We start from the raw sequence: 24,099 nt of genomic DNA on the forward strand, positions 1-24,099 counted from the left end.
TGTTAATGACCTACCTCCCCACAACCTCCATAGGCACCTCTCCCCGCCGAGGCCGGCAATCCCTTCTCCCGACCCTTTTCGACCGCCTCCAGGACGACAACCCCTCCCAACCCGCCGAACCCCCATCCGACTACGCCCACACCGCCGACACCCTCCGCCAGTCGATCCGTCGTGACCTGTCCTTCCTCCTCAACACCCTGAACGCCGACGGCCTGATCCACCCAGCAACCTATCCGCACGCCGCCGGTTCCTGCCTCAATTTCGGTATCCCACCCCTGGCCGGCCAGCATGTGCAGGAGGGTCAGTGGGAGCAGGTCGAAATCCTGATCCGGGAAGCCGTGAAACAGTTCGAACCGCGGCTGGACGAGCGGTCGATCGCGGTCACTCCCTTGCCCACGCGCGAGCAATCGGCAGGGCAGGGCGGTGGCCATTTGTTGCGCTTCGAAATCCGTGCACAGATCAACGCCAGGCCCTATCCGCTGGCGTTTTTGGTGCAGAGCGCGGTCGATCTCGAAACCAGCCGGCTGGGCGAGTTCGCCTGACCTCGGGTCGCCCCAAAAAGCAGCCATTCCAGCCATCCCGAGCCCACCCCGATCTAACTGACACACCGACCCCATGGACCCGCAACTCCTCGAATACTTCAACCGCGAACTGGCTTACATGCGCGAGGCCGGCGGTGAGTTCGCGGCGGCCCATCCCAAGATCGCGCGCCGGCTCGGCATGCACGGCACCGAGGTCGACGACCCTTATGTCGAACGGCTGATCGAATCCTTCAGCTTCATGTCCGCCCGGGTGCAGATCAAGCTGGACGCAGAATTTCCCCGCTTCACCGAGCGCCTGCTGGAAACTCTCTACCCCAACTACCTCTGCCCCACGCCGTCGATGGCGGTGGCACGTCTCCAGCCCAAGGGCGGCCTGTCCAATGACATGACGGCTTATCCGGTGCCTCGGCATTCGGTCTTCACCGCACGGCCGGCGCCGGGCGAAAAGACCGCATGTCGGTTCCGCTCCAGCCAGCCGGTGGTTCTGTGGCCCATCGAGATCGTCGAGGCCCGACTCACCGCCGCGCCGCCGGACCTGGCGGGCATCCACCGGTTTTTGCCAGCCCACGTGCAGCTGGCCGGCGCCTTGCGGCTGCGGTTGCGGCTGACGACGGAGACCGGCAGCTTTGCCGGCCTGAAGGGTCTCGACGAACTGCCGGTCTACCTGAGCGGCAGTGAAGAGGTGGCTTCCCACCTGTTCGAATTGCTGCATGCCTCGGCAGTCGGCACGGTGATCGGCACGCCCGGCAAGCTGACGGCGCAATCGTCGCTGGCGACCGAGGGTGCGCTGGTGCACGAGGCGCTGGAGCCGGGCCAGGGGCTGCTGCCGCTGCAATGGAACACCTTCCACGGCCACAATCTGCTGCACGAGTTCTTTGCCTGCCCGCAGCGGTTCTGGTTTTTCAGGCTGACGCAGTTGCGCGCCGGCCTGGCGACCATCGACGGACCGGAAGCCGAGATCGTGGTGCTGCTGAGCCGGCCGCCGGGCGCATTGCAGCCGCTGGTGGACGCGGCGCAGTTCGCCTTGTTCTGCACGCCTGTCATCAATCTCTTCGAACACCAGGGCGCACCGGTGATGTTGAATCCGGCCCAGTCCGAATTCCATCTGGTGCCTGACACGAACCGACCGCTCGACTTCGAAGTGCATTCCGTCCAGGCCTTGTCCCAGCCGATCGACAAGGACCTGAGCCCGGCGGTCTTTCGCCCCATCTACGAGACACGCAACGAGGACGAAGGCAATCACGGCCGGTACTTCTCGGTGCGGCGCGAGGCGCGGCTGCCTTCCGACAATGCGCGGCGGTACGGCACACGAATGCCTTATGTCGGCAGCGAGTTGTTCGCGTCGCTGGTGGACCAGGACGAGGCGCCTTATCCGGAATCGCTGGCGTCCCTGTCGATGACGGCGCTGCTGACCAACCGCGACCTGCCTGGCCTGGTGCCGCGCAACGGGGTGTCCGACCTGACGTTCGAAGGGGGCGCGCCGCTGTCCGGCGTCGGCCTGATCCGCGCGCCGTCCACCCCGCGGCCGCCTTTCGCCCGAAAGGAATTGTCGTGGCGCCTGATCCGGCAACTGGGTTTCAACCATCTTCCGCTGCAGGACCTGCCGCAGCGCGAGGGAGCATCGGCCTTGCGCGACATGCTCAAGCTGTTCGTCGACCCCGGCGATGGCGCGGCCTTGCGGCAGATCGACGGCCTGGTCGCATCCTCGGTGAAGCCGGTCACACGCCGCCTGCCCGGCAAGGGGCCGCTGTTGTACGGGCGCGGCGTGGAGTGCACTCTGACGGTGGACGAAACCGGTTTCTCCGGTGCCAGTCCCTACCTCTTCGGCCTGGTGCTGGAGCGTTACCTGGCGCGCCACGTCAGCCTGAATGTATTTACCGAAACCGTGCTGGTGTCGGTACAGCGGGGCACGGTCGCCCGCTGGTCGACCCGGATGGGCGGCAGGGGCATCGTGTGAAACGCAGCACCCGGTTTTTTCTCGATGCCGGGCCACGGCAACCATTGCTGCATCAGGTGCGCGCCATGCCATGGCGCTTTGGCTTCCTGCCCCTGCTGCGCCGGTTGATGGCCCGGCAGGGCGGCGCGGTGCCCATCGGCCAGGCGCGCCGCCCGCAGCAGGAGACGACGTTTCGGCTCGGGCAGGCCGCCGACCTGGCGTTCGCTCCGCGAGAAATCGCCGAAGTCGTGTTGCCGGAGGACCAGGCTTCGCCCGAGCTCGCCGCCCAGCCCTTGCGCGGCAACCAGCCCGCGCTGCCGCTGATCCGTTTGTTCGGCCTGGGTTTGCTGGGTCCCCAGGGTCCGTTGCCGCTGCATTACACCGAATGGGTACGGGAGCGCAGCCATCAGCACCGCGACGGAACGCTGGCCAATTTTCTGGACCTGTTCCATCACCGGTATCTCACCCATTTCTACCGGGCCTGGTCACAGGCCCAGGCCGCCGCCGGGTTGGACAGCAAGGACGACGAACGTTTCAGTGCCTACATCGCCCGCCTGACCGGGCACGACCCGCTGGAGATCCGCGACTCGGTCTTGCCGAGCCATGCCCGGCTGTCCGCCGCCGCACACCTGGCGCCCGACACACGCCACGCCGACGGCCTGCTGCAGACGCTGCGCCATTTTTTCGGTGTGCCGGTGCAGTTGCGCGAGTTCATGCTGCACTGGATCGCCATCGATCCCGCCGACCAGTGCCGGCTGGCGCGTGCACAGTCGGCGAATTCGCTGGGGCAGGGCGCCATGCTGGGCGCCAGGGTGGCCGACCGACAGAGCCGCTTCCGCCTGGTGCTGGGTCCGCTGCCGCTGGACCGTTACCTGCGTTTCACGCCCGAAGGTGTCGACCTGCCCTTGCTGGTTGCCTGGGTCCGCGCCTTCGTGGGACATGAATTCTTCTGGGACCTGGAACTGCAGGTCCAGGCCGAAAGCGTCCCGCCGACCCGGCTGCTGGCACAAGCCCAGCCGGGGCCCCGCCTCGGCTGGTCGACCTGGCTGGCGGCACCGGGCCGGGCGCAGCCGCATGCCACCGGCATGGTGTTCGAGCCGGAAATGCTGAGCCGTGATGTCGAACGATCTCCCGAACGCCCTCCCGAACGCCCTCCCGTCCCATGAACACTGAAAACCCATCCTCCAGACCGCCGGATGTCATGGCTTGCGGCCCGAGCCTGGAATACGAACCCGACTACCTCTTGCTGCTGGCGCGGCTGGCGCCCGGTGTCGAGGTGCAGTACGGCGACTTTGTCGGCAGCGGTGAGGCACCCGACTGGACGGCCATCGAGCGGGAGGCCAGGCGATTGCTGGCGCGCAGCCAGGACATCGTGTTGTGGAACTGTGTCTGCCGTGCGGCGGTCCGGCTGCGGCATGCGGCTGGTCTGGCCGACGCACTGGCCGAGTTGTATTCGGTGCTTCTGACCTGGCCGGATGCGGTGCACCCGCAAGCCTGGACCGATGGCGAGTTCGACCCGGTGCCGCGCGCCAATGCGCTGGCGATGCTGTGTGATCCGCTGGGTTTGCTGGGTGACGTAGGCGCCATGCTTGCTTTTCCGGTGAAAAACGAACATCTGCCGGCCCTGGTGGAAGCAGCAGAAAACTGGTCCTGCATCGTCGATTGGGTCGATCGCCAGCTTCTGGAAGAAGCGCCGGACCTGCAGCGCATGTCGCGTTTGCTCAATGATTTCCTTGTCGAACCGACGGCCGATCAACCAGAGTCTTTTCCTGCGATGACACAAGCCACGGAAACCGCCACGGCCAGCGGGCCGATCGCTGTCAGCCGGGCCGACATGCGTGCCGTGCTGGCACAGGCCCGCCAATGGTTCGAACACCACGAACCCAGCAGCCCGGTCGCCCTGTTGCTTCTGTATGCCGAGCATCTGATTGGCAAACCCTTCGCCGACCTGGTCGATGCGATACCGCCGGACTGCCTGCGCAAGTGGCACGCGGTGGCAGGGCGCGGCGGGGTGCCGGTTTGAGACCGGCGCTTTTGCTGGCCGGTGTGGGAGTAGCTGCCGCGGTGGGCGCCGGATGGTGGTTTGCGCGGCGTGTCGGCAGGGTCAAGCGATTCGAATGCGCCGCACGGTCTGCTGCCATGTCCCCCGTTTCGGCTTTTTCGCCGGTTTCGTTCTCGGGTACCGCGCACGAGACCGAGCTTTCCGACGCCGAGATCGATGCGCTGCCACCGGAGCTTCCAACCGCTCCGGCCCGGGGGCGGGGCAAACCGGCGATCCCCAGCGTCAAGGTTTGAGGTCGGGCACCGCAGGAAGCTGCGGCATATTCGGCGGCGGCGGCATCGCTGACACGGCTGGCGGATCCCGGAGTGGCATCGACGGCGTCGGTGGCGATACTGCCGACTCGCGGGCACGGTGGGCCAGGGCGGGATCTGACAAGTCGTCCGCGTCTTTCACCAGAAGCCCCCGCGCCTGGACCGAGACAGCCAGCCGCAGCCTGGCGGCCTTGCGGTACCAGTGCGCATCTGCAGCGGGCGCCAACGCATGGCTGACACGCCAGACCGAGGCCGGCAAGTCGCGGTAGGCGGCGAACACGCCGATGGCGGTTGCGCCGGCCTGGGCCTTGCGGCGGATGCTGCGGGTCTCGCCCGGCCGAAGCATGAAGACGTCGGTCGATAACAAGTCACTGCCGAGCGTGATTTTCTCGCGGTCCTGTATCGAGAAAAAATCTGCTTCCAGAAAACCCACGTCAGATGCCAGTTCGTATATTCGAAGCAATATCGGTGCGCCGCGTTCATGGATATCGATATTGGCGTTGCTGTCGGCCGCAAGGGAAATCTCCAGCAGGCGCGGCTGTTTGGGGTTCGGTTCGTCGCTTCCGCCGAGGACGCTGCAGGCGGAGGGCAGCACGGACAAGAGTGGCGGGGCGGCAGATCGGAGTATCCAGTCGCGTCGGGAAAATGTCATGGGTTAATGCTTCAGTGGATTATTGAAGGCGTCCATTAGAGCATCGATCCGATAATCTGGCGGACAAGATTTCCGAGTCGAAATAATCAGCGATCGACTAATATCCATGCGGATTTTTGCGATTTGATGCATCAAACCCAAGCTTTGCAGCCGCAGGTCGGCTGCCAGCGGTCGATAATCAGCGGTTTCCACCTGTCCATCCGCTCTCATGACATCCGTTCCCGATATGCCCACCACCCCTGACTCCGCCGCCGCCCCGTCGCCGAAGACCGCCGCTGTCATCGGCGGTGGCAGCATTGGCGTTGCCTTTGCCCTGGTGCTGGCGCGTGCCGGCTGGACGGTGCGAGTGCAGGATCCATCGGCTGAGCGTCGTCGGGTGGCGCCGGCCGAATTGCACGAACGGGCCGAAATGCTGCAGCGGTACACATTGCTGCGGGAACCCGTCGACACCCTGACGGCGCGGGTTTCCATGGTCGAGACCATCGAGATCGCCGCGGCCGGCGTGGCGCTGGCCATCGAATGCGCACCCGAGCGGGTCGAGGTGAAGCAGGCGGTTTTCGCCGCGCTCGATGCCGCCGCGCCGGCCGATGCCGTGCTGTGCAGTGCATCGTCGGCACTGCCCATATCGCAGGTTTGCGCCGACCTGCCGGGCCGGGCCCGCTGCCTGGTGGCGCATCCGGGCAATCCGCCGTACCTGATTCCGGTCATCGAGCTGGCGCCTGCGGACTTCACCAGCCCGCAAGCCGTGGAGCGCTGCCGCGCCCAGTTCACCTCGATGGGCATGAAACCGGTGGTGGTGCGCAAGGAGATCGAGGGTTTCCTGTTCAACCGCATCCAGGGTGCCGTGCTGCGCGAGGCCTACTGCCTGGTGCGCGACGGCATCGCATCGGTAGAAGACATCGACACGGTGGTGCGCGACGGCCTGGGCCTGCGCTGGTCGTTCATCGGCCCGTTCGAAACGGTGGACCTGAACACCCGTGGCGGCATCGAGTCGCATGCGTCGAAGATGGGCCCCGCCTATGCCCGCATGGGCGCCCAGCGCGGCCAGAACGATCCCTGGACCCCCGAGCTGGTCGGCGAAGTTGCCGCACAACGCCGTGCCTTGTTGCCCCTGGAAGAGTGGGAGCAGCGGGTGCAGTGGCGCGACTCCCAGCTGATGGCGATGGCGCAATTCCGCCAGCAGGACCACGAGAAATCCTGAAAAAGCGGCAGCCGGTTCAGCGTATCACCCGGTATTGCCCGGCATTCGCTGCCAGCCAGCCGGCGGCCAGATGTCGGGCCGTTTCGACATGGCGGTCCTGCGACGGGTGGAAGTCGCGCCTCAGGTAGTCCGCCACTGGGCGCGCGCAACGCCACACCAGGCCGTCGGCTCCCAGCAGAAGGCGGGCTGCATTCCACCAGGTCGACGGCCGCCACAGGCTGCCGTCGTGGTGCAGGTTCAGAACGGTCTGGCCGGTGGCGTCGCGCAAAAAGCTGAAACATACGTAGAGGTACCAGCGCAGGCGCATGCCGTAGCTGCCGCCGAGGGCGTTGTACAGGTCGAAGGCGACCGCGTTGTGTTCGGTTTCTTCGGCTGCGTGCCAGCGCCACACGGTCTGCATGTCGGCCTCCGCACCGTCGAGCCAGCGCGGATAACGCAGTGTTCCGTCGGCCAGCAGTGCGGTGAGATGCTCGAACGCGCAGGTGGCGGCCAGCGCATGGCGCGCATCCAGCGCGGGGCGGCGGGCGCGCAGACGGGCCAGGCGTGCTTCCGCCCAGTGCTGCCAGCGGTTCACCAGGCCCTGTTTTTCCAGCTGGATGTTGTACAGGCCGTGGATATGGCGGTGGGTCGCTTCCTGGCCGATGAAACCGGCAATGGTCTGGCGCAGCGCCGCGTTATGCGGTGTATCGGGCAGCAGCCGTGCGGCGTCTCGGACCGAGTCGATGAAAAATTGCTCGCCCACTGGGAAACTCATCGACAGGGCGTTGAAGAACTGGGTGCGGAATGCATCCCCGGCAAACCAGCGGCGGCCGAACCCGCGGCGCAGATCGACTTCGAGCTTGCGGATAAGCAAGGGCGGCGAGGCATGGACTGGGTTCATACCTGAGCATTATTCAGTTTCAAGTGCTGACCGCCACTCGCCTTAAGCTCAGTTTTACAGGAGCCTTCCATGAAACCTGCAAACGAAGCCAAGTCCGCGTCCGCCATGAGAAAAGCGCCTTCCCAGGCGCGTGCGCAGGCGACGGTAGAGACGATTTTCGACGCCACTGCTCGCATTGTGGAAAACGAAGGCGAAACCGCCTTGACCACCAACCGCATCGCCGCCGAGGCCGGTTTTTCCATCGGCACGCTCTATCAGTACTTTCCTTCGAAGGAAGCTGTGGTGCTGGCGATGATCCAGCGCCAGCGGGTCCGCGCACAGGTGGACATCCAGTCCCTGCTGGACAAGGCGCTTGCCGAAAACCTGCCGGTACAAGAGGTGGTGCGCCAGTTGGTCCGGCTGATGGTGAAGGTGTTCGGCGGCGAATCCAGCAACCGTCGGCGATTCATTCGTTTGGGATGGCGACTGGACCACCATGACAACGTGACGCAGGCATTGAGAGAGGGCGCCGAGCGTCATGCCGTAGCGCTGGCGCAACTGGTGGAAAAGGGCGGTGCGACCGATGTGCGACCGCCGCATCCGGCCATGATCTTTGTGGTGACGCGGGCGGTAATGGGCACCATCCGCAGTGCCTGCTTGGAAGATTCTTCCCTGTTGGGAAGCGCCGCCTTCGAGGACGAGTTGGTACGGCTGGTGTGGGGAATGCTGAGAACGGACTGAGGGGCCGAGGCCAGGAAATCAGGGCTCGAAGGTGCCGGCACCAAAAATCTGGTCGATCTGGATGATGCCCAGATCGGTCGCTTCTGCCGCCTGGTCCGGCAGCAGCACTGCGGCCGCTGCCGTCACGGCGACCAGCACCGTGGCGGAAAAGAAGGCAAATGCCTGCCGGAGAGAACGGCGTGAGGGTCGGCGTAGAGATCGGCGCATGGTGGGCTCCTTACCGGGCGATACGGCATTGGAGCTCAACTGGATGCAGGGTGTTGCAGGACATCGCGCCGCTGCCCTTGGGCTGGGCACCTACGAAACCTGAAGGCCTGTATGTTCATTCCGGGCCAAGTGCTTGTCGGCGCAGACGTTTGTCGGCCGTCGGCGCCCTTTTGCAGGTATGGGGCGGGGCGGGCAGCTCAGGGAATATCCTGAGCCGTCCGGGCATCAGGATTCGCGAGCGGCGACCAGCAATGCCATGGCACCGGCGATGGTTGCGGCGTCGGCGGTGAATCCGGTTTCCGCCGCGTCCGTCAGCAGCGCTGCCACATCGGCACCGGGCGCCTGCAGGGCCGCGATGGCTTGTGCAGCGTCGCGCGGTGCGGTGTAGCCCCGGCTCTGCAGCAACAACTGGCCCCTGGCATCCTGCAGCTTGAAGCGGAACTGGCCGTCTGAATCGCGGTATTGCTTGAAGCTCGGCAAGGCGGCGCGGCTGGCTTTTTGCTGCACCTGAGGTGTGGTGGGCGTGGCCAGGCGGCGCAGGCCGACGGCCTGACGCGCTTCGGCGATCAGCGGCGTGGCGATGCGGCGGGCCTTGGCCGCACCGGCCAGCAGCATTTCTTCGAGCCGGGCCGGGTTGTCGATCAGCGACTGGTAGGTGTCGCGCATCGGCGCGACTTCATGGTCGATGCGCTCGAAGAGTTTCTGCTTGGCATCGCCCCAGGAAATGCCGTCGGCATAGGCCTGGCGCAATTCGGCGGTTTCTTCGGCCGATGCGAACGCCTGGAAGATCTGGAACAATGCCGACCCTTCGGTTTCCTTGGCCTCACCCGGCGCGCGTGAATCGGTCACGATGCCGCCGATACGCCGCTTGAGTTCGGCCGGCGGCAGGAACAGCGGAATGGTGTTGTCGTAGCTCTTGCTCATCTTGCGGCCGTCGAGGCCGGGCAAGGTGGCGACCGACGCCTCGATCACCGCTTCTGGCAGCACCAGGTGTTCGCCATACAGGTGGTTGAAGCTGGAAGCGATGTCGCGGGCGATCTCGATGTGCTGCACCTGGTCGCGGCCGACGGGAACCTTGTGCGCCTTGAACATCAGGATGTCCGCCGCCATCAGCACTGGGTACATGTACAGGCCCACGCTCACGTCCGCGTCCGGGTCGTTGCCGGCGGCGGTGTTCTTGTCGACCTGCGCCTTGTAGGCGTGGGCCCGGTTCAGCAGGCCCTTGCCGGCCACGCAGCCCAGGATCCAGTTGAGCTCGGGGATTTCCGGAATGTCCGACTGGCGGTAGAAGGTGACCTTTTCCGGGTCCAGTCCGGCCGCTACCCAGGTCGCAGCGATCTCCAGCGTGGAGCGGTTGATGCGCTCAGGTTCGCCGCAGCCGATCAGTGCGTGGTAGTCGGCCAGGAAATAGAAGCTCTCGACACCCGGCTGGCGGCTGGCGGCGATGGCCGGCCGGACGGCGCCGACGTAGTTGCCCAGGTGGGGAGTGCCGGTCGGCTTGATGCCGGTGAGAACGCGTTGAATGCTCATGGGAAGAAATCGACAGGGACAGGAAAGACAGAAGAAGGCGGCTCGGCTGGCGGTCAGCGCAGCAGGGCGGCGATCGGCATCAGCAGCGTCGCCAGCACCTCGTTGCCGACGGTGATCAGCGGGAGCATCCAGTAGCTGGCCACCACACCGGCCAGCACCAGCGCCATCACGATGTAGAAACCAAACGGCTCGATGCGGTCGAGCACCTGCGATGCGCGCGGCGGCAGCAGGCCGGCCAGCACCCGGCCGCCATCCAGCGGCGGCAGCGGGAACAGGTTGAAGGCCCACATCACCAGGTTCCAGCGGATGCCCGACTGCGCCATCTCGACGAAGAAGCGCTCGCGCCAACCCAGGCTCAGCATCACCACCAGGAGCGCCGCCCACAGAAAAGCCTGCAGGAAATTGGAGGCGGGTCCGGCCAGCGCCACCAGCACCATGTCGCGCCGCGGTTGGCGCAGCCGCCCGAAATTGACCGGCACCGGTTTGGCATAACCGAACGCGAAGGCGCCGCTGGTGGCGAAGAACATCAATGCCGGCATCAGCAGCGTGCCGACCGGATCGATGTGTTTGATGGGGTTGAGCGTGAGCCGGCCCATGCGCCAGGCGGTGTCGTCGCCCAGGCGCCGTGCGGCATAACCGTGGGCCGCTTCGTGCACCGTGATCGCGAAGAGCAGCGGCAGCGCGTTGACCAGGACGGTCTGTATCAGTTGGGAGATATCCACCGGTGGATTGTCTCAGTCCGACAGGCCGAGCACATCGAGCGGTCCCTGGCCCTTGCGCACCAGTTGCGGGTCGCCGCCTTCGTCCATGGGTGTCAGGTCGACCACCGTGGTGGGCTGCTGCGAACAGGCGCCGGCATCGACCACCGCGGCCAGCACTTTTTCGTAGCGGGTGCGGATTTCGGCAGCGTCGTTCAGCGGCTCGTCTTCACCCGGAGGGATGAAGGTGGTGGCCAGCAGCGGCGCGCCGTATTCGGCCAGCAGCGCCTGCAGCACCTTGTGGTCGGGCACCCGCAGGCCGATGGTCTTGCGCTGCGGATGGCTGACCCGGCGCGGCACTTCCTTCGTCGCTTCGAGCAGGAAGGTGTAGGCGCCGGGCGTGGCGGCTTTCAGCAACCGGTATTGCCGGTTGTCCACCTTGGCGTAGCTCGACAGCTCGCTCAGGTCGCGGCAGAGCAGGGTGAGGTGGTGTTTGTCGTCCACCTGGCGGATGCGCCGCATCAGCTCGACCGCATCGCGGTCGTCCAGGCGGCAGGCCAGCGCGTAGCTGGAATCGGTGGGAATGGCGGCCACGCCGCCGCGTTGCAACAAGGCGACCGCCTGTTTGATGAGGCGCGGCTGCGGGTTGTCGGGATGAAGTTCGAAATACTGGGCCATCCCTTATTGTCCCCCGGCCCGCGACATGGCCGGGAGCCGCGGCCTCAAGCCTCTGCCGGCTGTACGACTATCCGGCTTTCGCGCACCGTCAGCCAGGCTCCGAGTGCGCTGGACACCGCGATCATCACGATGCCCGCCAACGCGATGGCGTCCGGCACATGGCTGAACACGATGAAGCCGGCCATCATGGCGAAGCCGATCTGCGCATAAAGAAAGGGCATCAGCGTGGCAGCCGGGGTGCGGCGGTAGGCGATGGTCAGCAGATGGTGGCCCAGGGTGCCGGCCAGCCCCATGCCGATGAGCTTGGCCCAGGTGAGTGCATCCGCCGGCATCTGCCAGCCGAACGGCAGCAGCAGCGCCAGCAGCAGCGTGCCCACCCAGCCGCCGTAGAACTGCATGGCCATCGGACTTTCGGTGCGTGCCAGACGGCTGGTCAGCACTTGAAACCACGCATTGCAGGCCACTAGCGCCAGCGGCAGCAGGGTCGCCCACTGGAAGGCGTCGCTGCCGGGCCGCAACACCACCAGCGTGCCGCCGAAACCCAATGCCACCAGCACCCAGCGCAGGCCCGACACCTGCTCCTTCAGCACCACCGATGCCAGCACGGTGATGGCCAGCGGCGTGACCATCACCACCGCGGTGAACTCGCCGACCGGCATGTGGCGCAGGCTGAAGAAACCCAGCACGCTGGTCGACAGCAGCAGAACGCCGCGCAGCAACTGGAAACGCGGGTGGTCGGTACGCAGCGCCGCCAGGCCGCGGGTGGGCAACAGGGCGGCGCTGACCACCACGGCCTGCACCAGGTAACGGATCCAGATGATGGTGACGATGGGCAGCGTCGCGCCCATCAGCTTGACGCTGCTGTCGAGAGTGGCAAAACAGGCGGTGGCCAGCACCGCGCAGCCGATCCCGACCAGTGCCGGACTCACTGGACGCGCTCTGCGACCAGGTCCCATACGGTCGGCAGGTCGACCGGCAGGAACGGCAACTTGCCCAGGTCGGTATGGGATTCGTCCGGGCTGTGGAAGTCGCTGCCGCGCGATGCGGCCAGGCCGAATTCGCGTGCCATGTCGGCATACACCAGGTATTCGGGCGGCGTGTGGCTGCCGGTCACCACCTCGACGCCCTGGCCGCCGTGCGCCTTGAATTCACTGAACAGCGCGTATTCGGCGGTGGCCGAAAACTTATATCGCCCCGGGTGGGCGATGACCGCCACGCCACCGGCCCGGGTGATCCAGCCTACCGCGTTGGCCAGCGTCGCCCAGCGGTGGGGCACGTAGCCGGGTTTGTTGTCGGTGAGGTATTTGCGGAAGACTTCGCTGGTGTCGCGGCAGTAGCCGGCTTCGACGAGGTATCGCGCGAAATGGGTGCGGGAGATGAGTTCGGGGTTGCCGACGTAGCGCAGCGCGCCGTCGTACGCATCCTTGATGCCGACCTTGGCCAGCTGGTCGCTCATTTCGCGGGCTCGTTGGCCACGACCGCCGCGGGTGGCGGCAAGGCCGGCCTTGATGGCCTGGTCATCGGCATCGAAACCCAGGCCGACGATGTGCACCGTCTCGTCGGCGAAGGTGACGGAAATCTCGACGCCGGTGAGGTAGGGCAGGCCGATTGCCCGGGCCGCTGCGGCTGCGCGGTGACAGCCGCCGATCTCGTCATGGTCCGTCAGGGCCCACAACTCGACGCCGTTGGCCTTGGCGCGCGCCGCCAGGACCTCGGGTGTCAGGGTGCCGTCCGAAACAACGGAATGGCAATGCAGATCGGCGTTTTGGTAGGTGGGCACCGGACCATTTTAGGCCGAAGGCAGCTCTGCGGCCTCCACCAGGAACTGAACCTTGCGTTCTCCGCGCCATTCGTTGACGTCCAGCCGGAAGGCCAGTGTCACCCGGGCGGGCAGCATTTCGGTATGTCCGAACCAGATGCCGTCCACCGGATGGCCCTGGTGCAGCAGCTTCAGCGACAGGTGGCGGTCCTCGCCCACCAGGCGCTGGTTAAGCACCTCCACCTCTTCGCTGAAGGTGGGCGCGGCAAAACCCTGGCCCCACACGGCGCTGTGCAGCGCGTCGATCATTTCGGCGCGCCGGTATTCCGCGGCCAGCGGTCCGTCGGTCTCGATGCGGCGGGTGAGTGTGGCTTCGTCCAGCCATTCATCGGCGACTTTCGCCAGCGCGTCGCGGAAGGTCTCGAACCGGTCGCGGGCGATGGTGCAGCCGGCCGCCATGGCGTGGCCACCGAACTTCAGCAGCACCCCCGGGTGGCGTTTGGCCACCAGGTCGAGCGCGTCGCGCAGATGGAAACCGGGTATGGACCGGCCCGAGCCCTTGAGTTCCGTCTCCTTGCCCGGCGCGGCACTGGCGGCGAACACGAAGGTCGGCCGGTGCATGCGGTCCTTCAGGCGCGAGGCCACGATGCCGACCACACCTTCGTGGAAGTCCGGGCCGAACACGCAGATGGCGGACGGCGGGCCTTCGTCGCTGCCGTCCAGGCACAGCGCTTCGGCCATCGCCATGGCGTCGTCGCGCATGCCGCCCTCGATGTCGCGGCGCTCCCGGTTGATGGTGTCCAGCATCCGCGCCAGTTCGTCGGCCCGGGCCGGGTCGTCGGTCAGCAGGCATTCGATGCCGAGCGTCATGTCGGCCAGCCGGCCGGCGGCGTTGATGCGCGGGCCGAGGGCGAAACCGAAGTCGAAGGCAGTGGCCATTGCGGGCTTGCGGCCGGCAGCGGTGAACAGCGCCGCGATGCCCGGCTGCATGGCGCCGCGCCGGATGCGCTGCAGGCCCTGCGCCACCAGGCGGCGGTTGTTGGCGTCCAGCCTGACCACGTCGGCCACGGTGCCCAGTGCGACCAGCGGCAGCAGCGTGTCGAGCTTGGGCTGCGGCGCATCCGCGTACAAGCCGCGCGCCCGCTGTTCTGCGCGCAGGGCCAGCAGTACATAGAACATCACGCCGCAGCCGGCGATGCATTTGCTGTCGAAACCGCAGGCCGGCTGGTTGGGGTTGACCAGGACGTCGGCCGTCGGCAGTACCGGGCCGGGCAGGTGGTGATCGGTCACCAGCACCTTCAGGCCCAGTGCATGCGCGGCGGCCACGCCTTCGACGCTGGCGATGCCGTTGTCTACCGTCACCAGCAGGTCGCAGCCCAGTTCGGCGACCCGGCGGGAGATCGGCGGTGTCAGGCCGTAGCCGTCGACGACCCGGTCGGGCACCAGGTAATCGACATGTCTCGCACCCAGCAGACGCAGGCCGCGCACGGCGACCGCACAGGCCGTGGCGCCGTCGCAGTCGTAGTCGGCCACCACGCAGATGCGCTGGTCGGCGGCTATGGCGTCTGCCAGCAGACGCGCCGCTTCCGCCGCGCCCAACAGGCCGGCGGGCGGCAGCAGACGGGCCAGTCCGTCGTCGAGTTCTTCATGCGAACGCACGCCGCGCGCCGCATACAGCTGCGCCAGCAGCGGATGAACGCCGGCCTGCGTCAGCGCCCAGGCCGAACGCGGCGGCACGTCGCGGGGGACGATCTTCATAAGCTGGCAGCCCAGTCCTGCAGGCGGGGTTTGCTGCCGAACAGGCCGCGCAGCCTGTCCATCAGCCCGGTCTTGCGGGCGGTGAAGTCGAAGGCCGAACGTTCGCCGCACAGCGTCAGCATGACCGGCTGGCCGTCGTCCAGCGCCTTCAGTGCAGCGGCACATTCACGCCGGTCGATGGCCTGCCAGGCCTCGCGCCAGGCCGACCAGTCGTCATGCAGCGCCGCTTCGCGCAGGCCTTGCGGCGCGAGCAGGTCGGCCGGCATCGGTTTCACGCCTTCGGGCAGGACACCGGTGCCGCTGATCCAGAACGCATTGACGGCGGGCAGGCCGCGCGCGTTGCGTTCGTCGGTCATGGCGTGGGTGTAGAGCAGCATCTGGAACTCGGTCTGCAAACGGCGCAGCGGCCGGGCGGCCGGGCCGTCGGGCATCCACAGGTCGAGGCTGCGGCCGTTCACCCGGTCGAGCGAGGCGCTGGCCATGTCCCTGAAGATATCGCCGCGCGCCCGCCAGGTGGTGGGCGCGACATATTCGAGAAAGATCCCGTCCTCGGTGAAGTAGGGGTCGACCAGCGCCAGCACCGCACGTGATTCGGCCTCGGTCAGACCCAGCGCTGCCGGGTCGGTCAGGGCGATGTGATCGGGCGCGATGTTCCAGTGGCAGGGCGTCACCCAGGCCCAGCCGTCGGTGCCGGGCCGGCCGCCGCCGTCGGCCAGCGCGACGGCGGCCCAGGGTTGCCGGCCGTGCTGCGCAGGCAGGCCGCGCAGACGGGCCAGGGCGCGTTCGTGCGGCGGCGTCAGGACGAATTCGTCGGCTTCGTCGGCGCCGGCGGGGCTCAGCCGGGACAGCAGGCGTTGCAGGTTGGGCAGTTCCAGGTCGCGCTGGGCGGCCTCGCAACCCGGGGCCAGGGCGCTGGCGTACGGAACAAGAAGATGCATCGCCGGATTGTCCCATTCCGCCCCCGGCCGCGCCTGCGGGGCCGGCCGCTACCGTTGGACACCAGGGCCATTGCTCCATCGCGCACAATCCCTGCGCCTCGCCACACCGGCCGGGCACTGATGACGAGCACTCTCTACATGCAACTCCCCTACGAGCTGGTCCTGGGCTGGCGCTACACCCGGGCCGGCCGCGCCACCCGGCGCAACGGTTTCATCAACTTCATTTCCGGCGTATCCATGCTGGGCATCGCCCTCGGCGTGGCGGCGCTGATCATCGTGCTGTCGGTGATGAACGGGTTCCAGAAGGAAGTGCGCGACCGCATGTTGTCGGTGGTCTCGCACATCGAGATCTTCGCGCCCAACGGCGGCGCCTTGCCCGATGCCCGCAAGACCATGGAAGAAGCGCGCCGCAACCCCGAGGTCGTCGGTGCCGCCACCTTCATCTCGGCCCAGGCGCTGATCGCCCGCGGCGAGGACATGCGCGGCGCCCTCATCCGCGGCATCGACCCGGCGCACGAAAGCGAGGTCACCGACCTCGGCAGCGCCACCCAGCCCGGGGTGCTCGAAAAACTCAGGCCCGGCGAATTCGGCGTGATCCTCGGCATCGAACTGGCGCGTGCACTGGGCGTGCGCGCCGGCGACCCGGTCACCCTGGTGTCGCCCAACGGCCAGGTGACACCGGCCGGTGTGGTGCCCCGCCTGAAGCAGATGACCGTGGTAGGCACCTTCGACTCCGGTCATTTCGAATACGACTCCTCGCTGGCGCTGGTGCACGAGGAAGACGCGGCCCGCATCTTCCGGCTGGAAGGCCCGAGCGGGGTGCGCCTGCGCCTGCGAGACCTGCACGAAGCCCCGCGGGTGGCGCAGGAACTCGCCAACAGCCTGAGCGGCGACGTCTTCGTGCGCGACTGGACCCAGCAGAACAAGACCTGGTTCGCGGCAGTGCAGGTTGAGAAACGCATGATGTTCATCATCCTCACCCTGATCGTGGCCGTGGCCGCATTCAACCTGGTGTCCACGCTGGTGATGACGGTGACCGACAAACGCGCCGACATCGCCATCCTGCGCACCCTGGGCGCCAGCCCGAAAAGCATCATGGGGATCTTCGTGGTGCAGGGCGCCATGGTGGGTGTCATCGGCACCCTGGCCGGGCTGGGCCTGGGCCTGCTGGTCGCCTTCAACATCGACGTCATCGTGCCGGCGCTGGAGCATCTGTTCCATGCCAGTTTCCTGCCGAAGGACGTCTACCTCATCAGCCGCATGCCCAGCGAACCGCAAGAGGCCGACATCGTGCCCATCGCCGTCATTTCCCTGGTGCTGTCCTTCGTGGCAACCCTCTACCCCAGCTGGCGCGCCAGCCGTGTGAACCCGGCCGAGGCGCTGCGTTATGAGTGATCTGAATCTTCAAGAAAAGCCGCCTGCCGGCGTGGTGCTGTCCGCCCGCGGACTGTCCAAACGTTTCATCGACGGCCGCATCGACCTGACCGTGCTGCACGGCGTCGACCTCGACATCCGGGCCGGCGAAACCCTGGCCATCGTCGGCGCCAGCGGATCGGGCAAAAGCACGCTGCTGCACCTGCTCGGCGGGCTCGATGCGCCCACCGCCGGCCATGTCACCTTGCTCGGCCAGCCGATGGACAGGATGAGCCAGGCCGAACAGGGCCGCATGCGCAACAAGAGCCTGGGTTTCATCTACCAGTTCCACCACCTGCTGCCGGAATTCTCGGCGCTCGACAACGTCGGCATGCCGCTGCGCATCCGGCGGGACTCGAAGGAAGCCTGCGATGCGGCGGCGACCGAGACACTGAAGTCCGTGGGCCTGGGCGAGCGGCTGCTGCACCGGCCGGCCGAGCTGTCCGGCGGCGAGCGCCAGCGTGTGGCCATCGCCCGGGCGCTGGTGACCAAACCGGCCTGCGTGCTGGCCGACGAGCCGACCGGCAACCTGGACCGGTCCACCGCCGACGGGGTTTTCGACCTGATGCTCAAGCTGGCGCGCGACCGCAACACCGCCTTCGTGATGGTCACCCACGACGATGCGCTGGCGCAACGGTGCGACCGCAAGATGCGGCTGGTGTCGGGGCGCTTCGTCGAAGGCTGAAGGCTCAGAACGAATCGCGTGTGAACCGGGCGATGTCTGCGACCTGCACCAGCAGCCGATCGGCCCGGTCCACCGTGTAGTCGGCCAGCGTGCGCACGAAAGCGCGCTCTTCGTCGACGTAGTCGGGCGCTTCGGCCTGCGAGCGCGCCTCTTCCCGTGCCCATTCGCACAACTGCTTCAACTCCCGGGCAAACGCAGCTCGTGGAAAGCCCAGCCGCTCGCAGAAATCGGCCAGCGCGAACGACTTCACCGCCGCCAGGCTGAACTCGTCTCCAAATGCCATCGCCAGTTCGTGGTCGATGTGCTGGCCGTCGTAGACCGAGACGCTGACCAGGTCGTAGAAGGGCGCGACCGCCAAGGTGTCATTGCCGCCGAAGAACGAGATGTTCTTGCCGTGGGCATCGCTATTGCCCAGCAGCAGCGTGGTGATGGCCCAGAAGCCCAGTTGCCGGATACCGGTCGCCGGGTTGGACAGCCGTGCCCGCAAGGTGGCCAGCGCCTCGAAGCTGGCGCCGTCGCGCATGTGCCGCACATCCTCGCCATTGCCCAGCGAGCGTTCGTATTTGGCCGCGACCGGCAGGTTGAGCGCCTGGCAGCCGTCGATCACATGGAGGCGTTGCACCTGGTCGCCGATCCGGCGCCGGTCGAACCGCGTGATGCACAGGACCGGCGAGGGCACCCGCAGGATTTCAACCTCGGCGGCCCAGTCCTGCTTCATGCGTCGCTGCCCGAGGCGATTGGCAAGACACATGCAGAAGTGCTCGTTCGCCACCATGTACCGGAGCCTGTCGTTCAGCGGTTCCGGCTTGAGGATATGGGTGGACGACAGCGCACCGTCGACCAGGAAAAGGTCTTCGTTTTCCTTCAGTACCAGCAGCTTGTCCTGGTAGCCGGCGACCGACGTGCGCACCTTGCCGTCCCACACCGTGAACGGCATGCGGTTGCGGTCGCCGATGCGTTGCTGCAGTTCGGCCGGGGACACCGCGCGGCGTTGTTCCGGCAGTTGCTGCGGTCGTTCGCCGGCAGGCAGGAAACTCAATGCGCCGGCCGTGTCGCGGCCCAGCACGCGGATCAGGCCGAAGAGATTGGTTTTCTGGACATTGGTGAAGCTGCAAACGATGTCCAGCGCCCGGCCTTCCGGCAGCAGGTTGTCGATGAAACGCCGTACCGCCACCGGGGAAATCTCACCCCTGAACGGCAGGTGCGGGGACAGCTGGAACCGATTCCTGTTGGTCAGCCATTGCGGGTGGTACTGGAAGTCGATCCGGTCGGCCGCGGTATCGAAGTCGAGCCTTCCGACCGTCTGGTCTGCACAGAAAACGTCCAGTGAACGGCCGACGTTTGCGGTGGCTGCGGTGGCTGTCACGCTGCGTCTTCCTGCGCCAGGTCACGCAGTTTCAGGGCCTGGCTTCGCGGCACCACCAGCAATTCCAGCCCAAGCCCGGACAGCACTTTCAGCAACCGGTCGGTGGTGACCGGCTTGCCGTTTTCCAGCCTCGACAACATGTCGGCGGAGACTCCGACGAAAGCGGCCGCGTCATCGATCCGGAGTTGCGCGTGGGCGCGGGCGTTGCGTACCGCCACGCCCAGGCCGGACAGGTCCTGGACCTGCGGGTCGGCTTTTGCGTTTGCCGGAGGAAGGTTGCGTGCCATGGCTGTTTGTTCCGTTATGACGGAATTATCCGGCCATCAGCTTGTTTTATCCAATTGTTTCGGTATGTCGAAAGAATCGCCTCGATGGAGATTTACGGCGCTTTGTTCCGTTATGGCGGAACTATGCTTTCTTCACTTCAGGCAAACACATCCAGCAACCGACCGGCGGCGGCCTGCCCGGCCAGCACGGCGACACCGGTACCGACCGGCATGGATCCGGTCATGACGGCGGCTCCGACCACCACCTTGGCGATGTCGGCAGCGTCGCCATCGGTAGCCCCGCGCACGGTGTCCTTCACCACATTCCAGGCGGAGGCGGCGGTATGGCTGGCAATGGATCCGATGCTGGACATGACTATTTCCTGAAGACTGAAAAACGGCGCGTGGCTACAAACCGGCGCGAAATGCAAAAACTGTAGCGGCTTCAGAGCGGTTTGGTAAAGGTCGAATGACGCCGCTTTACCGTTCGGCTAAAGTCCGCCGTCGCGCAAAAAAAGCGCGGCCGGGATTGGCGTCCTGGACATTTTTCTGGCTTAGGCCGCAAGACCGCAATTGGAAATGCGGCCTTCTTGTTCGAACCGTTTTCTGGCGGCTCGGATGGGAGGGCTCGCGCCCTGCCGGTTTTTCGCCAGAAAAATGTACGGTACGCCAACCTGTTCGAGCCGCCGCCACTTCATCACCCTCAATGACGGAGCGCCGGTTTCTCTTTGCAGAGCCGAACCCTCAGGAAGGCCAGCATGAATACTCCCCCGCAATCCCCGGTCCCCGGCACCCGCGCCATCACCGCGCTTGCCATCGAACAGGCATGTGGCCTGCTGCGTGAACTGGGGTCCATCGCCAGCGCCTGCCGGAGTGACCCGCGGGATACCTCCGAATGCTGTCTGCGCTGACATCCCGGTGACAGGAGGTCTGTTAACTTGCGGCGGAAATCGACGCCGCTGCCGCAAGTTCCGTCCATGCCAACTGCCTTGCCGACCGACCTTCCTCCGTTTCTCGACTGCGCCTCGGCAATGGCCGGGCGCATCGCGGCCTTCGACTGGTCGCAAACCCCGCTCGGCCCGATCGAGTCCTGGCCCGACGCGCTGACCGTTCCCGTCGGCAACATGCTGCGGGCGGAGGTGCCGATGACCATCGTATGGGGCGAGGAAGGTGTGCTTCTCTACAACGACGGTTATGCCGACTTTTCAGGTTCGAGGCATCCGGACATGCTCGGCCAGGACATCCGGCAGGCCTGGCCCGAGATTGCCGAGTTCAATGAATTTGTCATCCGCACCGTGCTGGACGGCAAGACCCTGCGATACCAGGACCGGCCTTTCGTGCTGGACCGCAACGGTACGGCCGAGCCGCTGTGGGTCGACCTGCATTTTTCGCCGCTGGTCGATGCAAGCGGCCGGCCGGCCGGCGTGCTTGCCCTGGTGCTGGACGTGAGTGCGGGTGTGTCGGCCCGGCGCACCCTGGTCGCAGAACGTGAGCGGTTTGCCAAGCTGTTCGACCAGTCACCCAGTTTCATGGCCATGCTGGAAGGGCCGGAACACCGCATTGCCTTGGCCAACCCCAATTACCTGCGGCTGGTGGGACATCGGCCGGTGCTGGGCCGCACGGTGGCCGATGCGCTTCCGGATGCGCTGGAGCAGGGGTATGTCGAATTGCTCGATTCGGTCTTCACCACCGGCGAATCGTTCAGCACCTACGGATCCCTTTACGAGATGCAGGCCGAGCCGGGCGGGCCGGTGCAGGAACGTTATATCGACGTCGTCTTACAGCCGATCCGCGACGCGGCGGGCGCCATGTCGGGCATCTTCGTCGAGGGCGTGGACGTCACCGAACGGATGGTGGCCGAGCTGCGGCGCGAAGGGCTGGCGGTGTTTACCAACGCGCTGCGTTCACTGGATTCCGTAGAGGACATCAGCCACGCCGCCGCAACACTGCTGGGCCAGACCCTGAAGGTGGGCCGCGCCGGTTACGGCACGGTGGACGCCGCCAGCGAAACGTTGAGCATCGCCCGCGACTGGACGCTTCCCGGCGTGCCGTCCCAGGCCGGCACGGTGCAGCTGCGCGACTACGGCTCCTTCATCGACGACCTGAAACGCGATGAACTCGTGCAGGTCGACGACATGCGGCTGGACCCCCGCACCGCCCGCGCCGCACGGGCGCTGGCATCGCGCGGTTCCATGTCGTTCATGCTGGTGCCGGTGACCGAACGCGGTGAACTGGTGGCGGTGCTGTTTGTCAGCCACGGCGAACCGCGGCCCTGGATGCCGGAAGACGTGGCCTTCATGCGCGAGGTCGGCGGGCGCACCCGCACGGCGGTGGAGCGAGCCCGCTCCCAGCAGGCACTGCGCGACGCCAACGATCGGCTGGAAGCCCGCATCCAGGAACGCACCCGCGAGCTGATGGAAGTGGAAGCCAAGCTGCGCCAGTCGCAGAAGATGGAAGCCATCGGCCAGCTGACCGGCGGCATCGCGCACGACTTCAACAACCTGCTGGGCAGCATGAGCGCCAGTCTGCAGGTGCTGGAAAAACGGGTGGCGGCGAAGAAGCTCGACGGACTGGAACGCTACACCGGCATGGCCCAGGATTCGCTGCGCCGGGCGGCATCGCTGACCCAGCGGCTGCTGGCGTTTTCACGCAGGCAGACGCTCGACCCCAGGCCATGCGACGTCAACCGGCTGATCGCCGGCATCGAGGACATGGTGCGGCGCACGGTCGGACCGTCGGTAGCGGTCGAAGTGGTGGGCGCTGGCGGGCTGTGGCCGACACGTGTGGATGCCTCGCAACTTGAAAACGCGCTGCTCAATCTCTGCATCAACGCTCGCGACGCGATGGCGCCGGACGGTGGCCTGCTGACGCTCGAAACCTCCAACAAATGGTTCGATGAAGGCATGGCGGCACAGCGGGAAATGACGCCCGGCCACTACATGGCGGTCTGCGTGACCGACACCGGCGCCGGCATGTCGCCGGAGGTGGCAGAGCGTGCGTTCGATCCCTTCTTCACCACCAAACCCATGGGGCAGGGCACGGGGCTGGGGCTGTCGATGGTCTATGGATTCGTGCGCCAGTCGGGCGGCCAGGTGCGCATCCATTCGGAGCCGGGCCAGGGCACGACGGTGTGCCTGTACCTGCCGCGGTTCGTGGGCGAAACGCCGCCTGACGAACCGCCGCCGGCCGCCTTCGGCGATGTCCGTGGCGATGGCGAGGTGGTGCTGTTCATCGAGGATGAAACCACCATCCGGCAGCTGGTCGCCGAACAACTGGAAGACGCCGGCTATACCGTCATCGCAGTGGCCGACGGGCCGGCCGGCCTTCAGGTGCTGGAGGGCGGGCAACGCATCGATCTCCTGCTGACCGACGTGGGCCTGCCTGGTGGATTGAACGGCCGTCAGGTGGCCGATGCGGCGCGGGTCACGCGCTCCGCGCTCAAGGTTCTCTTCGTCACGGGTTATGCCGAAAACGCGGCGGTGGGCAACGGCCTGCTGGCGCACGACATGGAGGTGATCACCAAACCCTTCGACGTGACGGCGCTGGTCGAGAAGGTGCGGTCGATGCTGGACCGCTAGTTGCGGAACAGCTGGGTGACCATCAGCCCGCGCCGGCCGCCGTCCACGATGCCGATGCCGAGCCGGCCGAACGCCGGGTTGAGGATGTTGTCGCGGTGGCCGGGGGATTTCATCAGGCCTTCATGAGCGCTTTCGAGCGTGGGCGACAGCGCCAGGTTTTCTCCGGCGGTGCGGTAGCGGATGCCTGCGGCGCGCAGGCGGTCGAAAGGACTGGCGCCCTCGGGCGTCTCGTGCGAGAAATAGCCGCGGGCGAACATGTCACGGCCGTGGGCACGGGCGACATCCACGGTTTCGGCGTCGGCCACCAGCGGGCGGCCGCCGGCACGCACACGTTCGGCGTTGACCAGGGCGAGCATGGCGGCTTCGAGTTCGGGTCGCGCGGCGGCCTTGGCGACCGTGAAGGGCAGCTTGACGGCGCCGTGGCCGGGCGCACCCGCGGGCCTGGCAGGCGGTGTCATCAGCCGAACCATGCGCTGAAACGCCGGGCTGAAGACAGGCGTCAGCTGCGCATCCGCCCAGTCGATGGGTTCGGCCAGGGCTGCCACCACCACGCTTTCCTGCGCCGCCCGGTTGAGGTTCTTTTCGAGCGGCAGCGTGGTCAGCAGCACGACGAGAACCATCACCGCGACAGCGCCTTTGACCAGGCCGGGCAACACGCCGAAGGCATGGTCGACGGCCCGCGCGGCATTGCTGCGGGGCCGGCCGGCGACGGCCCGGGACAGCATGCCGCTGACCGGCACCAGCACCACGAACAAAATCAGCAGGAAGGCGGCAGGCGATACCCAGGGTTCCGGCAGCCAGCCCAGCCGGGCGGCCGGTTCTGCCAGGTAAGGCGTGCCGGCCCATGCTGCGGCCAGTGCCGCAGCCACGCTGCCGACGCTGGCGGCACCGACCAGAAAACCGGTGCGCCAGCCCTTGAAAAGCGCCAGCGCGAAGATCAGCGCCAGCAGTACATCGACCAGGTTGAAACCCATGTTGT

Annotated in this window: 25 protein-coding genes; 11 read left to right on the top strand and 14 right to left on the bottom strand. The window is 66.5% G+C overall.

Translation table 11 applies throughout. The annotated features are described in order from the left end of the window. Nucleotides 1-5 precede the first annotated feature (5 nt). The 5 genes from tssE (at nt 6) to AC3ANW_RS04170 (ending at nt 4,773) form a co-directional block, all read left to right on the top strand. Nucleotides 6-542 (top strand): type VI secretion system baseplate subunit TssE, encoded by a 537-nt coding sequence (gene tssE / locus AC3ANW_RS04150; RefSeq protein WP_488343940.1) that lies wholly within the window; start codon nt 6-8, stop codon nt 540-542. Nucleotides 543-615: 73 nt separating this feature from the next. After that, nucleotides 616-2,499: a type VI secretion system baseplate subunit TssF gene (gene tssF / locus AC3ANW_RS04155; RefSeq protein WP_488343941.1), complete on the top strand. Its 1,884-nt coding sequence runs from the start codon at nt 616-618 to the stop codon at nt 2,497-2,499. Between the two features lie 65 nt (nt 2,500-2,564). Then, entirely contained in the window at nt 2,565-3,644 is a 1,080-nt protein-coding gene (tssG, locus tag AC3ANW_RS04160; RefSeq protein WP_488343942.1) for a type VI secretion system baseplate subunit TssG, read from the top strand. Then, nucleotides 3,641-4,501: a type VI secretion system protein TssA gene (locus tag AC3ANW_RS04165; RefSeq protein WP_488343943.1), complete on the top strand. Its 861-nt coding sequence runs from the start codon at nt 3,641-3,643 to the stop codon at nt 4,499-4,501. The genes tssG and AC3ANW_RS04165 overlap by 4 nt, the downstream gene beginning before the upstream one ends. Nucleotides 4,502-4,617: 116 nt before the next feature. Continuing rightward, nucleotides 4,618-4,773: a hypothetical protein gene (locus tag AC3ANW_RS04170; RefSeq protein WP_488343944.1), complete on the top strand. Its 156-nt coding sequence runs from the start codon at nt 4,618-4,620 to the stop codon at nt 4,771-4,773. Here AC3ANW_RS04170 and tssJ read toward each other — a convergent pair. Continuing rightward, the gene (tssJ, locus tag AC3ANW_RS04175) at nt 4,763-5,443 is read right to left on the bottom strand and encodes a type VI secretion system lipoprotein TssJ (protein WP_488343945.1); all 681 of its coding nucleotides are present in this window, start codon (nt 5,441-5,443) and stop codon (nt 4,763-4,765) included. The genes AC3ANW_RS04170 and tssJ overlap by 11 nt on opposite strands. 226 nt (nt 5,444-5,669) lie before the next feature. Between tssJ and AC3ANW_RS04180 the strand changes: the two genes are divergently transcribed. Next, nucleotides 5,670-6,644 carry a 3-hydroxyacyl-CoA dehydrogenase gene (locus AC3ANW_RS04180; protein WP_488343946.1) on the top strand — a complete coding sequence of 325 codons (975 nt, stop codon included), beginning with the start codon at nt 5,670-5,672 and terminating at the stop codon, nt 6,642-6,644. Between the two features lie 16 nt (nt 6,645-6,660). Here the strand turns inward: AC3ANW_RS04180 and AC3ANW_RS04185 are convergent, their stop codons facing one another. After that, nucleotides 6,661-7,524 carry a metal-dependent hydrolase gene (locus AC3ANW_RS04185; RefSeq protein WP_488343947.1) on the bottom strand — a complete coding sequence of 288 codons (864 nt, stop codon included), beginning with the start codon at nt 7,522-7,524 and terminating at the stop codon, nt 6,661-6,663. Between the two features lie 69 nt (nt 7,525-7,593). On the opposite strand from AC3ANW_RS04185, the gene AC3ANW_RS04190 reads away from it, so the two are divergent. Next, nucleotides 7,594-8,244 carry a TetR/AcrR family transcriptional regulator gene (locus tag AC3ANW_RS04190; RefSeq protein WP_488343948.1) on the top strand — a complete coding sequence of 217 codons (651 nt, stop codon included), beginning with the start codon at nt 7,594-7,596 and terminating at the stop codon, nt 8,242-8,244. An 18-nt stretch (nt 8,245-8,262) separates the two neighbouring features. On the opposite strand, the gene AC3ANW_RS04195 is transcribed toward AC3ANW_RS04190, so the two are convergent. The 8 genes from AC3ANW_RS04195 to AC3ANW_RS04230 form a co-directional block, all read right to left on the bottom strand. Further along, entirely contained in the window at nt 8,263-8,451 is a 189-nt protein-coding gene (locus AC3ANW_RS04195) for a hypothetical protein (protein WP_488343949.1), read from the bottom strand. Between the two features lie 225 nt (nt 8,452-8,676). After that, on the bottom strand, nt 8,677-9,981 hold the full coding sequence (locus AC3ANW_RS04200; protein WP_488343950.1) for a tryptophan--tRNA ligase: 1,305 nt from the start codon (nt 9,979-9,981) through the stop codon (nt 8,677-8,679). Nucleotides 9,982-10,034: 53 nt separating this feature from the next. Then, nucleotides 10,035-10,703, bottom strand: a complete 669-nt coding sequence (locus AC3ANW_RS04205) for a site-2 protease family protein (RefSeq protein WP_488343951.1) — start codon at nt 10,701-10,703, stop codon at nt 10,035-10,037. A 12-nt stretch (nt 10,704-10,715) separates the two neighbouring features. Next, nucleotides 10,716-11,357 (bottom strand): L-threonylcarbamoyladenylate synthase, encoded by a 642-nt coding sequence (locus AC3ANW_RS04210; protein ID WP_488343952.1) that lies wholly within the window; start codon nt 11,355-11,357, stop codon nt 10,716-10,718. A gap of 44 nt (nt 11,358-11,401) precedes the next feature. Then, nucleotides 11,402-12,286 (bottom strand): DMT family transporter, encoded by an 885-nt coding sequence (locus AC3ANW_RS04215; protein WP_488343953.1) that lies wholly within the window; start codon nt 12,284-12,286, stop codon nt 11,402-11,404. After that, nucleotides 12,283-13,137, bottom strand: a complete 855-nt coding sequence (locus AC3ANW_RS04220) for a 3',5'-nucleoside bisphosphate phosphatase (protein ID WP_488343954.1) — start codon at nt 13,135-13,137, stop codon at nt 12,283-12,285. The genes AC3ANW_RS04215 and AC3ANW_RS04220 overlap by 4 nt, the downstream gene beginning before the upstream one ends. A gap of 9 nt (nt 13,138-13,146) precedes the next feature. Further along, a complete protein-coding gene (recJ, locus tag AC3ANW_RS04225) occupies nt 13,147-14,874 on the bottom strand; it encodes a single-stranded-DNA-specific exonuclease RecJ (RefSeq protein WP_488343955.1) in 1,728 nt (575 codons plus the stop codon). Further along, the gene (locus tag AC3ANW_RS04230; RefSeq protein ID WP_488343956.1) at nt 14,871-15,812 is read right to left on the bottom strand and encodes a phosphoglycerate mutase; all 942 of its coding nucleotides are present in this window, start codon (nt 15,810-15,812) and stop codon (nt 14,871-14,873) included. Before AC3ANW_RS04230 ends, recJ begins: the two co-directional genes overlap by 4 nt. 138 nt (nt 15,813-15,950) lie before the next feature. Here AC3ANW_RS04230 and AC3ANW_RS04235 point away from each other — a divergent pair, with 138 nt between their 5' ends. Both AC3ANW_RS04235 and lolD read left to right on the top strand, forming a co-directional pair. Further along, nucleotides 15,951-17,207 (top strand): lipoprotein-releasing ABC transporter permease subunit, encoded by a 1,257-nt coding sequence (locus tag AC3ANW_RS04235; protein WP_488343957.1) that lies wholly within the window; start codon nt 15,951-15,953, stop codon nt 17,205-17,207. After that, a complete protein-coding gene (gene lolD, locus AC3ANW_RS04240) occupies nt 17,200-17,910 on the top strand; it encodes a lipoprotein-releasing ABC transporter ATP-binding protein LolD (protein ID WP_488343958.1) in 711 nt (236 codons plus the stop codon). Before AC3ANW_RS04235 ends, lolD begins: the two co-directional genes overlap by 8 nt. Nucleotides 17,911-17,914: 4 nt before the next feature. Here lolD and AC3ANW_RS04245 read toward each other — a convergent pair whose 3' ends face one another. The 3 genes from AC3ANW_RS04245 to AC3ANW_RS04255 form a co-directional block, all read right to left on the bottom strand. Further along, complete coding sequence (locus AC3ANW_RS04245; RefSeq protein WP_488343959.1) at nt 17,915-19,276, bottom strand: HipA domain-containing protein; 1,362 nt, start codon at nt 19,274-19,276, stop codon at nt 17,915-17,917. Continuing rightward, complete coding sequence (locus AC3ANW_RS04250; protein WP_488343960.1) at nt 19,273-19,563, bottom strand: helix-turn-helix domain-containing protein; 291 nt, start codon at nt 19,561-19,563, stop codon at nt 19,273-19,275. The genes AC3ANW_RS04245 and AC3ANW_RS04250 overlap by 4 nt, the downstream gene beginning before the upstream one ends. Before the next feature lie 137 nt (nt 19,564-19,700). Further along, the gene (locus AC3ANW_RS04255) at nt 19,701-19,916 is read right to left on the bottom strand and encodes a hypothetical protein (RefSeq protein WP_488343961.1); all 216 of its coding nucleotides are present in this window, start codon (nt 19,914-19,916) and stop codon (nt 19,701-19,703) included. Nucleotides 19,917-20,300: 384 nt separating this feature from the next. Here AC3ANW_RS04255 and AC3ANW_RS04260 point away from each other — a divergent pair, with 384 nt between their 5' ends. Both AC3ANW_RS04260 and AC3ANW_RS04265 read left to right on the top strand, forming a co-directional pair. Continuing rightward, a complete protein-coding gene (locus AC3ANW_RS04260; protein ID WP_488343962.1) occupies nt 20,301-20,453 on the top strand; it encodes a hypothetical protein in 153 nt (50 codons plus the stop codon). 66 nt (nt 20,454-20,519) lie between these two features. Next, entirely contained in the window at nt 20,520-23,120 is a 2,601-nt protein-coding gene (locus AC3ANW_RS04265; protein WP_488343963.1) for an ATP-binding protein, read from the top strand. Here AC3ANW_RS04265 and AC3ANW_RS04270 read toward each other — a convergent pair. Continuing rightward, nucleotides 23,117-24,094, bottom strand: a complete 978-nt coding sequence (locus AC3ANW_RS04270; RefSeq protein WP_488343964.1) for a CAP domain-containing protein — start codon at nt 24,092-24,094, stop codon at nt 23,117-23,119. The two genes, AC3ANW_RS04265 and AC3ANW_RS04270, sit on opposite strands and share 4 nt — an antisense overlap. Nucleotides 24,095-24,099: the final 5 nt, after the last annotated feature.

The organism is Xylophilus sp. PBN-3R, assembly GCF_057747805.1.

Bases quoted from the DNA above. Each gene is read 5' to 3' on its own strand.
- tssE (WP_488343940.1), top strand. From the start codon at position 6: ATGACCTACCTCCCCACAACCTCCATAGGCACCTCTCCCCGCCGAGGC.
- tssF (WP_488343941.1), top strand. From the start codon at position 616: ATGGACCCGCAACTCCTCGAATACTTCAACCGCGAACTGGCTTACATG.
- tssG (WP_488343942.1), top strand. From the start codon at position 2,565: ATGCCATGGCGCTTTGGCTTCCTGCCCCTGCTGCGCCGGTTGATGGCC.
- AC3ANW_RS04165 (WP_488343943.1), top strand. From the start codon at position 3,641: ATGAACACTGAAAACCCATCCTCCAGACCGCCGGATGTCATGGCTTGC.
- AC3ANW_RS04170 (WP_488343944.1), top strand. From the start codon at position 4,618: ATGTCCCCCGTTTCGGCTTTTTCGCCGGTTTCGTTCTCGGGTACCGCG.
- tssJ (WP_488343945.1), bottom strand. From the start codon at position 5,443: ATGACATTTTCCCGACGCGACTGGATACTCCGATCTGCCGCCCCGCCA.
- AC3ANW_RS04180 (WP_488343946.1), top strand. From the start codon at position 5,670: ATGCCCACCACCCCTGACTCCGCCGCCGCCCCGTCGCCGAAGACCGCC.
- AC3ANW_RS04185 (WP_488343947.1), bottom strand. From the start codon at position 7,524: ATGAACCCAGTCCATGCCTCGCCGCCCTTGCTTATCCGCAAGCTCGAA.
- AC3ANW_RS04190 (WP_488343948.1), top strand. From the start codon at position 7,594: ATGAAACCTGCAAACGAAGCCAAGTCCGCGTCCGCCATGAGAAAAGCG.
- AC3ANW_RS04195 (WP_488343949.1), bottom strand. From the start codon at position 8,451: ATGCGCCGATCTCTACGCCGACCCTCACGCCGTTCTCTCCGGCAGGCA.
- AC3ANW_RS04200 (WP_488343950.1), bottom strand. From the start codon at position 9,981: ATGAGCATTCAACGCGTTCTCACCGGCATCAAGCCGACCGGCACTCCC.
- AC3ANW_RS04210 (WP_488343952.1), bottom strand. From the start codon at position 11,357: ATGGCCCAGTATTTCGAACTTCATCCCGACAACCCGCAGCCGCGCCTC.
- recJ (WP_488343955.1), bottom strand. From the start codon at position 14,874: ATGAAGATCGTCCCCCGCGACGTGCCGCCGCGTTCGGCCTGGGCGCTG.
- AC3ANW_RS04230 (WP_488343956.1), bottom strand. From the start codon at position 15,812: ATGCATCTTCTTGTTCCGTACGCCAGCGCCCTGGCCCCGGGTTGCGAG.
- AC3ANW_RS04235 (WP_488343957.1), top strand. From the start codon at position 15,951: ATGCAACTCCCCTACGAGCTGGTCCTGGGCTGGCGCTACACCCGGGCC.
- lolD (WP_488343958.1), top strand. From the start codon at position 17,200: ATGAGTGATCTGAATCTTCAAGAAAAGCCGCCTGCCGGCGTGGTGCTG.
- AC3ANW_RS04250 (WP_488343960.1), bottom strand. From the start codon at position 19,563: ATGGCACGCAACCTTCCTCCGGCAAACGCAAAAGCCGACCCGCAGGTC.
- AC3ANW_RS04255 (WP_488343961.1), bottom strand. From the start codon at position 19,916: ATGTCCAGCATCGGATCCATTGCCAGCCATACCGCCGCCTCCGCCTGG.
- AC3ANW_RS04260 (WP_488343962.1), top strand. From the start codon at position 20,301: ATGAATACTCCCCCGCAATCCCCGGTCCCCGGCACCCGCGCCATCACC.
- AC3ANW_RS04265 (WP_488343963.1), top strand. From the start codon at position 20,520: ATGCCAACTGCCTTGCCGACCGACCTTCCTCCGTTTCTCGACTGCGCC.
- AC3ANW_RS04270 (WP_488343964.1), bottom strand. From the start codon at position 24,094: ATGGGTTTCAACCTGGTCGATGTACTGCTGGCGCTGATCTTCGCGCTG.